This window comes from Mycobacterium asiaticum, assembly GCF_001673635.1.
Taxonomy (GTDB): Bacteria; Actinomycetota; Actinomycetes; order Mycobacteriales; family Mycobacteriaceae; genus Mycobacterium; species Mycobacterium asiaticum_C.
This window is the reverse complement of record NZ_LZMH01000054.1, coordinates 1-10595: the sequence shown is the minus strand read 5'-3', so window position 1 is coordinate 10595 and position 10595 is coordinate 1. Positions and strand designations below refer to the sequence as shown.

Here is a 10595-nt window from a genome sequence, read left to right as displayed (position 1 = left end):
CCCCAGCCAAGAGAGTCGCGAGAAGGGTGGCGCAGGCATCCAGCAGGTGCTCGCAATTGTCCAAAACGATCAGCATGTGGCGATCACGAAGAAACTTCAGCAGTCTGTCCGAAGTCGAACGTCCAGGTTGATCAGGTAGCTCCAATGCGCGGGCCACGGTCACCGGTACCACCTCGGCGACTGTGATCGGCGCCAAATCCACGTACCGCACGCCGTCGCCGAAGTCATCCGCCGCTTGGGCGGCCAACTGCACCGCCAGCCGGGTCTTTCCGACACCGCCTGCGCCGGTTAGGGTCACCAGCCGATTACTCGTAAGGGCATTGCATAGATTGCCAATTTCGTTGAGTCGGCCGATAAAGCTTGTTAGCTGCACTGGAAGGTTATGCGCGGCAACGCTACTCCCGCTTCGCAGCGGCGGGAAGTCGTTGCGCAGGTCAGGATGGCACAGCTGCACCACCCGCTGCGGCCGGGCCAGATCACGCAGCGGGTGTGCACCCAGATCCATCAGCCAGGCACCGTCCGGTAAAGATTCCGCGACCAGGTCGTCGGTGGTTCCCGACAGCACGGTCTGTCCGCCGTGCGCCAGGTCGCGCAGTCTGGCCGTGCGATTGATCGTGGGGCCCACGTAGTTGGCCTCGTCGCGCAATCGCACGTCCCCGGTGTGAATACCGATACGCAGCCGGATCGGCGCCAGCGGCGCCCGCTGCAACTCCAGCGCGCAAGCCACCGCGTCCGCGGCGCGGCCGAACGCGATGACGAAGCTGTCACCTTCACCCTGCTCGACCGGCCGCACACCGTCGTGGGCCGCCACCAGCTCGGCCAGCGCCGTGTCCAGCCGGGCCACCGCCGCCGCCATGACATCGGGCTGCGCCTCCCACAGCCGGGTCGATCCCTCGACGTCGGCCAGCAGCAGCGTCACGGTTCCGGTTGGCAGTCCAGTCACACCGATCTCACTCCACTCCGTCGTGCTCATGCTAGCCAGCATCCGGTGACGCGGATCGCAAAACATCAGCCAAATTGCCAATGGTTCACCCACAACCACGCGTATGTACGCATCGCGGCGTACCCGCAAATTGGCACGTTGGCCGATGGTCCGTAGCGGCGATCGCCGGATAGTCGAAGCGATTCCCATCCGAGGAGGCCAGCATGACCGTTGATACCCACCGCCCCAGCGTGTTCGACATCGGCCTGCCGCCGGTCGCCTATCACGACGCCCGCGATCCGAAAGAGATCCATCGACTCATCAAGGAAGCCCGCCAGCGGTCACCAATCGCATTGGGGCCGTATGGGCCTGAGATCCTGACCTACGACCTGGTTCGTGTGGTGCTGCGCGACTCGCGATTCGCTGTGCCGCGTGGAATCGGGCTGGTGGTACAGGGCATCAGCTCCGGTCCTCTGTGGGATCGAGTGTGCCGCTTGCTGATCAGTCTCGACGGCGCCGAACATCACCGCTTGCGTCGCTTGGTCTCGCGAGCGTTCACGCCGAAGGCGGCAACGCAGATGCGAGAAGCATGTACCGGGGTGATCACCATGCTGGTCGACCAGTACGCGGACTCCGGCCGCTGTGACATGGTCACCGATATCGCCCAGTCGTACCCCATTCCGATCATCTGCCAGATGCTGGGTGCGCCTCGCGAGGATTGGCGGCTTTTCTCGGCATGGGCGGCCGATATCAGTAAAGCGTTCGGGGGTAACGTCGCCGCGGCGCAGCCGGCGATCCTGAGTGCGTGGGAACGGTTAGAGGCCTACATCGAAGCGCTTATCGACCGCCGGTGCCACTCGCTCACGGACGACCTCATCTCTGAGCTCATTCGCGCACAGGGTGAGGGGCTCACGCACGAGGAATTGGTGAACCTGGTTGCGATCCTGCTCAACGCCGGAACCGATACGACGCGCAACCAGTTGGCTGCGGCGGTGCAAATCCTGTCCGAACATCCCGACCAGTGGCAGGTGCTCGCTGAGCATCCCGAACTCGCGCCGCAAGCCGTTGAGGAACTGATCCGGCACACACCGATCAGCATTGGAGTGGTCCGGGTGGCGACCCAGGACGTCGTACTCGGGGGCATCGGCATCCCGGCCGGCACCGTCGTGGTGGCCAACACCGCCTCGGCGAACCGCGACGAGACCGTCTACCACCAGCCCGACCACCTGGATATCACCCGTCCGGAGCCGAAACCCATGCTGACCCTCGGCGGCGGCGTGCACTACTGCTTGGGTGCACACCTGGCCAGGGTCGAACTCACCGAGGCGCTGCGGGTCATCACCCGCCGGATGGCCAATGTGCGGCGCACCGGTCCGGCCCCCTGGCGGCCGCCCACCGAGCTGTCCGGCCCCACAGCGCTTCCCATCGCATTCGACCCCGTCACTGATCTTTGACGTGACGCCCGGGCTCACCCATAGTTGATCCGCTCCCCCACTTTCGGCAATCCTCGACGAGAGCGGGAACACGAGGAGGGTCGGACGTGGCGGGTGTAGGACAGATCGCGCTGAACAGCGCACCGGTATTGGGCGCGGTGATGCTGGCCGTTGCCGCGGGCCAGTTCCGGGGGCCGGACTTCCGCGGCTTGATCAAACAGGACATGGACCTGCTGGAGCGGTTGCCTCCCGAGGCCGCCGAGCGACGCGCCGAGCTGCAGCGCACGATCGATGCCCGGATCGACGACCTGATCGAAGCCTCGGACCGAGGGCGGGCTATGCGCAAGGCCGCGGCGTCCTACCGGGGCAACTGGCGTGACATCGTGCTGTTGCTGTGCGCGGTGCTGTTCACGATCGTTTGGTGGGATGTCAGCCACAGCCGCAGCAACTGGCTGCCGACATTCATCCTGCTGATCCTGCTGACGGTGGTGACCGCCGTTTATGCGCTGCGCGGGGTGGTTCGTGCGACCGTGACCATGCTCCGCCGGCGCGGCGCAAGACAAGGCTAGCTACCGGAGCGGCACTCCGTCTCGCCAGGCGATCATTTCGCCGAGAGCGCTTAGGTCGTAACCCTTTTCGGTCGGTCTGACCTCTGCGGTAAAGAGCGTGACGCCTTCCTTGCTGTACAGGTCGGCCTCGTTCGGACCGGTCCACGGCACCGCGCGCTCGATGGCGGCATCGTCGCGCTGCGCCGCCTCCGCATACCACTTGAGCTGCTCGTCTTTGCGGCGGAACTCGTCGATCGGCTCGACGGTGTGCCAGATATCGGCGAACCCGGCAACCAGCGGGAGGGCCCTGTCCAGGCCGGGACCGCCGATGAGAATCGGGATCTCGCGCAGCGGCGGCGGAATCAGCCGGGCGAGCCGGTTCTCGATGCGGGCCAAGCCGTCCACGAACATCCGCAAGCGGTCCCCGACGGTCGGGTAGGCGTACCCGTAGCTGGTGTAATCCTTTTCATACCAACCAGATCCGAGCCCGAGGATGAGCCTGCCGCCGCTGATGTGATCGACGGTGCGCGCCATGTCCGCCAGCAGGTCGGGATTGCGATAGCCGATGCCGGATACCAGCAGACCGATCTCGACCCGCGTGGTCAATTCGCCCCACGTGGCCAGCGCGGTCCAGCCTTCGAAATGGTTGACGTCGTGTTGCTCGGGTAGCAGGCGCGTCACGCCGTGCCGGTTCTCGACGAACGGCTTGTGGAAGTGGTCGTAGCCGAACACGACGTCGGCGCCCATGGCCTCGGCGTCAAGGACGGCCTGGCGCCACGTTGCGTAGCTCGGCGTGCCACCGGGCCACAGTTGAACTCCGACACGTGTTGGGCGGGCGGCTGTCATCGGAAACCTCTGGTGTTATCGGCCGGAATGAATCCGACCTGGCGTCAGCGTCGATCAACAGGCCCCCCGCCCTAGCCACGGTGCCAGGGCAACCTCAGTTCAATGCATGTGCGGACAAGATGAACGCGCCTGGTCCGGGAGTTATTCCGGGAACCATGAATCCTGGTGGCAAGGCATTGCCCGGGGCTCGGCGCGGTGCGAGGCTAACCACATGACAGAAGCCCAAGGGTTCGTCGACCAGGCCATGGTGGGCCTCGCCGAGCCTCAGCCCATGTACAAGGCGTTGCGCGAATCAGCGCCGGTGCTGCGCTCACCGCAGGCGGTGGTGCTGAGCCGGCTCTCCGACATCGAGATGGCCCTCAAGCGGACCGACCTGTTTTCCTCGAACATGGATGCGGTCGACCTCGGGAATCTGCGGCCGTTGATCCCGCTGCAGGTCGACCCTCCCGACCATGCCAAGTACCGGCGCATCCTTGATCCGCTGTTCACCCCGCGGGAGATGGCCAGGCGGGAGCCGCAGGTCACCGCGCTGGTGAACGAGATGATCGACCGGTTCGCCGGCCGGGGCGAATGCGACTTCCACGCCGAGTTCGCGGTGCCCCTGCCGTGCACCGTCTTCCTCCAGCTACTGGGTCTGCCTTTGCAGGATCTCGACAAGTTCCTGGAATGGAAGGACGGCGTGATCCGCCCGGAGGGCGCCACCGACTGGGACGACCGGCACGCCGCTTCCGCACCGGTCGCCTTACAGATCTACGAATACTTCGATCGTGCCATCGACGATCACATCGCGAACCCGCGCGACGACGTGTTGTCAGCAATGATCGCCGCGGACCTGAAGGAAGCGGACGGAGCTCCCAAGAAGCTGACTCGCGAGGAGCTGCTCGACATCTGTTTTCTGTTCCTCATCGCCGGACTCGACACGGTGACCGACTCGCTCGACTGCTTCTTCGTGTTCCTGGCCCGCCACCCCGAACACCGTCATCAACTCGTCGAGCAGCCCGACATCCTGCCGCACGCCATCGAGGAGCTGCTGCGCTGGGAGACACCGGTACCCGGCGTCGCCCGGGTCGCCATGCAAGAGGTCGAAGTCGGTGGCTGCCCGATCCACAAGGGTGACCGGGTCAGCCCACTGCTCGGCGCGGCAAACACCGACCCCGCGGAGTTCCCCGACCCCGAACTCGTCGATTTCGCCCGTAACCCGAACCGGCACCGTGCCTTTGGCGGCGGGCCACACCGCTGCCTCGGATCCCACCTGGCCCGCATGGAACTGCGGGTGGCGTTGCGGGAATTCCACCGCCGCATCCCGGATTACGAGATTCCGCCCGGCACCGAATTGAAGTACACCGCCGCGCTGCGCTCGGTGGAAGCCCTGCCGCTGACCTTCCCGGTTGCCCTGTGATGAGCCGTGTTTCGATCGACGCCGACCGTTGTGTGGGCCACGGGCGCTGCTATTCCCTGGCCCCGGATATCTTCGATGCCGACGAGGTCGGGCATTCGGTCTTGCGCGTCGAGGAGGTGTCCGGCGAGCTCGAGCAACACGCTGTGGCCGGTGCGCAGAACTGCCCGGAAGAAGCGATCACCATCACTTCCTAAGTTTGCGCGGGGTTGCTAGGTACGCTGACGCAAATCACGAGAAGGGATGTCTGACCATGGACCCAAGCGCGCTCGATCCGGTAGCCAGCGAACGGTTGTCGCACGCCGCGAAGTCATGGACGTCCGACCTGTCGATCAACGAGTTCGCGCTGCTGCACGGGGCCGGGTTCGAACCGATCGAACTGGTGATGGGTGTCTCGGTCTACCACGTCGGATACCAGTTCACCAATATGCGTCAGCAGCAGGAACTGGGCGTGCTCACCGAGGCGACCTACCGCGCGCGCTGGAATGCGATGGCCCGCATGCAATCCGAAGCCGATGCGCTGCAGGCCGACGGCATCGTCGGTGTCCGCCTCAACTGGCGTCATCACGGCGAGGGTGGCGAACACCTGGAGTTCATGGCCGTCGGCACCGCGGTGCGGTACACCGAGAAGCCGGGTGCGTTCCGTCGGCCCAACGGTCAGGCTTTTTCCAGCCACCTTTCTGGCCAGGACATGGTGACGCTGCTGCGCTCGGGCCACACGCCGGTGGCGTTCGTGATGGGCAACTGTGTGTTTCACATTGCGGTGCAGGGCTTCATGCAGACGCTCAAGCAGATGGGCCGCAACATGGAGATGCCGCAGTGGACGCAGGGCAACTACCAGGCCCGGGAGCTGGCGATGTCGCGCATGCAGACCGAGGCTGAGCGCGACGGTGCAACCGGTGTGGTCGGCGTGCACTTCGCCATCTCGAACTACGCCTGGGGACACCACACGGTCGAGTTCTACACCGCAGGAACGGCCGTGCGCCGCACTGGCAGCGGTGAGACGATCAAGCCGACTTTCGTGCTGCCGATGGATAACTGATGGTCGAGTTCGACGCCGAGCGGGTCAGTCGCACCATCGCGGGTGCGCTGTCGGGACCCGGCGGTGTCGCGCTGGTGGTGAACGTGTTCGCCGGCTTGCCCGGAGTCATCCATACGCCGGCGCGGCGCGGTCTGTTCTCCTCCAGCCCCGAACGCATTCAGATCGGTGACTGGCGCTACGAGATCGCGCGCGACGGCCGACTGCTGGCCGGGCATGTCGTGAACGGCATCGTGATCGCCGAGGACATCCTGCTCGCCGATGCGGTAGGTCCGCACATCACCCGTGCGCTCGGCCAGATCGTCGCGCGGTACGGCGCCACGGTAATCCCCAACATCAACGCGGCCGTCGAGATACTCGGCACCAGCACCGGATACCAGTACTGACCGGAGCGACTGCGCCGCAGAGCTATTCGATGTCCGAGCGAGGCACCATGACATCGGTGGGGCTGTCCCGGCCTCGCAGCACCGTGGTGGTCAGGGTGCGCCAATGGCGGGCTTCGGCTGCCGAGGCGCGACGCAGTACGGCACCGGATGCCGCCACCCCGCCCTCTTGCTTCGCCACCTCGGTGAGCCGGGCCGCCTCGTTGACCGGGTCACCGATGACGGTGTATTCGTACCGGCGCGATTCACCGATGTTGCCGGCGACGACCGTCCCCGCCGACACCCCGATGCCCGCTGTGACGGCAGAGTGGTTGAGCCGGCAGCCCAATTCACGGGCGGCGGCCAGGGCTTTCCCGGCACAGTCGGCCAACTCCACCGGAGCACCGAAAATCGCCAGTGCGGCGTCTCCTTCGAATTTGTTGATCAGCCCCTGGTGCCGCTCGACGACGTCGACCACCACCGCGAAGAAGTCGTTGAGCAGCGCGACCAACTCTTCGGCGGACATCCGCTCGGCCAGCCGGGACGAGCCCACCAGATCGACGAACAACGCGGCTGCTTCGCAGGTGACACCGCCGAGCGTAGCCTGCAGCCCGTCTCGTGAAGCGCTCTGCTCGGCCAGCCGCGCCACGTCATGCCCGACGTGCCGCCCGAACAGCTCGCGCAACTGCTCGCGCTCGCGCAGACCCGCCGCCATCGTGTTGAACCCGGCCTGCAGCAGCCCGAGTTCGGAAGCGTCGAAAACCGGGACGGTGACATCGAAGTCGCCGCGCTGTACCCGCGCCATCCCTCGGCGGACCTCGTCGATGGGATCGGCGCTCACCGCGCCGGTGAACGCGGTGATAGCCAACCCGCTCAGGGCCGCACAGCCGCCAAGGGTCAGCACCACGATCGCGAGTCTTTCCGCCGAGTAGTCGATGACGAGCGCGCTGGCACCGACCAGCAGCAGTTCCAGCAGCGGTACACCGGTGCCGAGCGTCCAGGCCGCGACCGCGCGCAGCCGAAGGCCGGGTCCGCGGGCGCTGGAGGGCGGGCTTTGGGTCAGCAGCTCGGCCACCAACGAGCGCAGCACGCGGGTGCCCAACCAGTACGCCACTGGGCTGGTGACGAGGCTGCCCAGCAGGATCGAGATGCCCAGCGTGGTCGCCAACCACGGCGCGTCGAGGTTGATCACCACCATCAGCACGCCGGCCCCCATCCAGACGGAACCCTGGATCAGCGCCATGCGGAACGGAATCGCCAGCAGCACTCGTTTTCGCGCCTCGGCCTCGTCGGCGCCGGCACGGTACGTCGTCGCCAGCACGCCGGCCAGGCTCGCGATCGGGGTGGCGACGCCGACGTAGACCGCCGCGACCACCGCGTTGAGCACCATGACGTGCCGTTCGTTGAGCGCGTGGGCGGTCGGCAGGGCCCAGAACGTTGTGACGGCGATAACGAAGGCGCCCAACACATTTGGAGACAGGATCGCCACAGCGAGGATGACCCGGGTGCGCCACGGCACGGGCCACGTCCGGTCCCGCAACCGCTCCCGCCAGTGGTTCACGGCTATTAACCTGCCTGACAAATGCGGCGTCATCAACAACCGCGTCCGTCAGGAGCGCTCAGTCGTCGGTATGCCGCCGTCCGTCTCGTTCCAGCCGAGCGCCGTACTCCAGCAGTTCTTTGAGCGCGTCCGGGAACGCGTCGGCCATGTCCCAGAGGTCTGGCAGCAGATCCGGACAGGAGATGATCCCGATGCCCAACGTCCCGTTGAGCGACATCACGGTGATGTTGAGCCCGGCGCCGCCGAGCAGCGGCCCCAGCGGATACATCGACTCCAGACGGCAACCAAGGAAATACATCTGCGCCTGCGGCCCAGGGACATTGGACAAGATCATGTTGTAGACGGGACTGGTGGACAGCGGAATCCGGGGCAGAATCCGCATTGCCGCGCCGAACATGGTCTGGCCCCCGAACTCGGTCCAGTCATGCAACAGCGTCGGTCCCATGGCCGCGGTGTGTTCCTTCGCTGCGCTATTGCCCGCGGCCATCCGGCGGAGACGTTCCACCGGATCGCCGATCTGGGTTTCCAGCCGACAGAACATCCAGGTGGTCTGGTTGCGTCCGGGGCGATCGGACTTGTCGCGCACCGACACCGGGACGGTGGCCACCAGCGGGGCATCGGGTAGTTCGCCCTGCTGGAGCAGGAAGCGTCGCAGCACTCCGGCGCACAATGCCATCACCACGTCGTTCACGGTGACCCCGAACTGGTTCTTCACCCGCTTCACGTCGCGCATGTCCAGCTCGGTGTAGGCGACGTTGCGATAGCGGGACAGCGGGCCGTTGAACGGGGTCGCTGGCGCGGAGAACGGTGCTGCCATCGTTCGTCCGTCTCTGGCCCGGATGAGTGTCCGGGCGACCGTCACCGCCGTTGCCGGTATCACCGTCGCCAGTCGCAGCGGTCGTTTCGCGACGTTAAGGAATCCGCTGGCTGCGATCTGCAGGAGGCTGGCCCGCCCGGCGCCAGGCACCGGGCGGGGCGCGGGCGCGTCCGGCACCGCGCTGCACAACTGCGCGAGCAGGTTAGCGCCGGCGACACCGTCGACCACCGAGTGGTGCACCTTCAGTAACACCGTCAGTCCATCGTCACGGGCACCGCCCTCGATCACCCACATTTCCCACAGCGGGTGGTCGCGGTCCAGGGGCAGTCCGGCGATATGCCCGCAGATCTCGGAGATTTCGCGCCGGCCCCCGGGAGCCGGCGCCGCGACCCGGTGCAGGTGGCGCCGCAGCTCGAAACCCTCGTCGTCGACCCACACCGGGTGGTCGGGATTCCATTGAGTGTCAGCCAGCTTCATCCGGAATTCCGGGACCGCCTTGACATGCCTGGCCAGCATCCCGCGCAACCGCGGGTACGAATAACCCCCGGGCATTGTCGAGGTATCGAGTTCCAGGACACAGCACACGTTCAGCGGCTGAGTCGGAGTCTCCATGTAGAGAAAGAAAGCATCAAGACCGCTTAATCGTTCCATAGCCGCCTGCTCGACTAGTTAACGTGCAAAAAAGTTTTCCCGAATTCACCTCGGACCCAAATTCGCGCGCTCCCCTTCGAGCATCAGCACCGAGGTTCCGCACCGCGTACCCCGTCTACACGTCGGTTAAACCACCAATTCTGCGGGCGGTGCCGCCGAGCGCGGGCCTTAGTTAGGCGAAACGCACTCGGCTCCGCCGTAAGCCCCACGTTCGGCGCGCGGTTCGCCAGCCGGCTCGCCGGACCACCGGTTCAGCGCGTCGGTCAACTCGGTGGCGCTGGGGAGCCGCTGCTGTGCCCACGCGACGTATCCGTCGGGACGGACCAAGATCGCCGCTGGAAGCGAAGTGTCGCAATGTGTTTCGTGTTGCACGCCCGTGCGGTCGCGGAGGTCCCCGACCGGTCCGGTGGTGAGCAGCACGAATCGGCCGCTGCGTAGCGCTTTGTAGAGCCTGCCGTCATTACAGGTGACGTCGGACATCCGCCTGCCCACCAGCGGGTGGTCCGCGCGGGACGAGCGGGGGTAGGCGATGCCGATGCCGCTGAGTCGTTCGGCCGCGATGCGGCGGCTGCGCGGGAAAGTCAGGATCGAGCGGACGACGAACCGTTGCACGAATCGGCGGATCGCGGACCGGCCCAGGACCAGCTGATTCAACGTGTCGGTCATGGCCAGCACGTCGGCGCCCACCGGGTGCCGCTCGGATTCGTAACTGTCCAGCAGCAGCTCTGCGTTCTCGTCGCGCAGGTCGCCTCGCACGACGGAGGCCAGTTTCCAGCCGAGGTTCATCGCGTCGCCGATGCCGGTGTTCATGCCCTGTCCCCCGATCGGGGAATGCACGTGCGCCGCATCGCCGGCGAGGAAGACCCGTCCGACCCGGTACCGCCTGGCTTGCCGACGCTCACTGAGAAATCTTGAGCTCCAACGCATCTCGCCAACACCGAAGTCCTCGCCGGCGATCCGGCCCAAGGCGTCATTGATGTCGGCCATGCTCACCGGTGTGCTGAGTGGCTCCTGCTCCCG

11 protein-coding genes are annotated in these 10595 nt (G+C 65.9%); 6 read left to right on the top strand and 5 right to left on the bottom strand.

From position 1 onward, the window contains the following. Positions 1 to 973: adenylate/guanylate cyclase domain-containing protein (locus A5645_RS15545; RefSeq protein WP_301336993.1), on the bottom strand; the 973-nt coding region annotated here is incomplete at its 3' end. 173 nt (positions 974 to 1146) lie between these two features. On the opposite strand from A5645_RS15545, the gene A5645_RS15540 reads away from it, so the two are divergent. Continuing rightward, entirely contained in the window at positions 1147 to 2376 is a 1230-nt protein-coding gene (locus A5645_RS15540) for a cytochrome P450 (protein ID WP_065130154.1), read from the top strand. A gap of 140 nt (positions 2377 to 2516) precedes the next feature. After that, positions 2517 to 2924, top strand: coding sequence for a hypothetical protein (locus A5645_RS15535; RefSeq protein ID WP_172830542.1), 408 nt, complete (start codon positions 2517 to 2519; stop codon positions 2922 to 2924). On the opposite strand, the gene A5645_RS15530 is transcribed toward A5645_RS15535, so the two are convergent. Then, on the bottom strand, positions 2925 to 3749 hold the full coding sequence (locus tag A5645_RS15530; protein WP_065130153.1) for an LLM class F420-dependent oxidoreductase: 825 nt from the start codon (positions 3747 to 3749) through the stop codon (positions 2925 to 2927). A gap of 211 nt (positions 3750 to 3960) precedes the next feature. Between A5645_RS15530 and A5645_RS15525 the strand changes: the two genes are divergently transcribed. From A5645_RS15525 to A5645_RS15510, 4 genes are read left to right on the top strand one after another with little or no spacing between them, the layout of a single operon-like run. Further along, positions 3961 to 5148, top strand: coding sequence for a cytochrome P450 (locus A5645_RS15525; RefSeq protein ID WP_065130152.1), 1188 nt, complete (start codon positions 3961 to 3963; stop codon positions 5146 to 5148). Then, the gene (locus tag A5645_RS15520) at positions 5148 to 5342 is read left to right on the top strand and encodes a ferredoxin (protein ID WP_065035237.1); all 195 of its coding nucleotides are present in this window, start codon (positions 5148 to 5150) and stop codon (positions 5340 to 5342) included. Before A5645_RS15525 ends, A5645_RS15520 begins: the two co-directional genes overlap by 1 nt. Before the next feature lie 56 nt (positions 5343 to 5398). Further along, positions 5399 to 6187: a heavy metal-binding domain-containing protein gene (locus A5645_RS15515; RefSeq protein WP_065130151.1), complete on the top strand. Its 789-nt coding sequence runs from the start codon at positions 5399 to 5401 to the stop codon at positions 6185 to 6187. Further along, on the top strand, positions 6187 to 6570 hold the full coding sequence (locus tag A5645_RS15510) for a DUF5073 family protein (protein WP_065130150.1): 384 nt from the start codon (positions 6187 to 6189) through the stop codon (positions 6568 to 6570). The genes A5645_RS15515 and A5645_RS15510 overlap by 1 nt, the downstream gene beginning before the upstream one ends. A 22-nt stretch (positions 6571 to 6592) precedes the next feature. On the opposite strand, the gene A5645_RS15505 is transcribed toward A5645_RS15510, so the two are convergent. From A5645_RS15505 to A5645_RS29115, 3 genes are all read right to left on the bottom strand, one after another. Continuing rightward, on the bottom strand, positions 6593 to 8107 hold the full coding sequence (locus A5645_RS15505) for an adenylate/guanylate cyclase domain-containing protein (protein ID WP_172830541.1): 1515 nt from the start codon (positions 8105 to 8107) through the stop codon (positions 6593 to 6595). Positions 8108 to 8165: 58 nt separating this feature from the next. Next, positions 8166 to 9575, bottom strand: a complete 1410-nt coding sequence (locus tag A5645_RS15500; protein ID WP_065130149.1) for a WS/DGAT/MGAT family O-acyltransferase — start codon at positions 9573 to 9575, stop codon at positions 8166 to 8168. A gap of 168 nt (positions 9576 to 9743) precedes the next feature. Next, a partial coding sequence (locus A5645_RS29115; protein ID WP_172830540.1) for an FAD-dependent monooxygenase occupies positions 9744 to 10595 on the bottom strand: 852 nt, incomplete at its 5' end.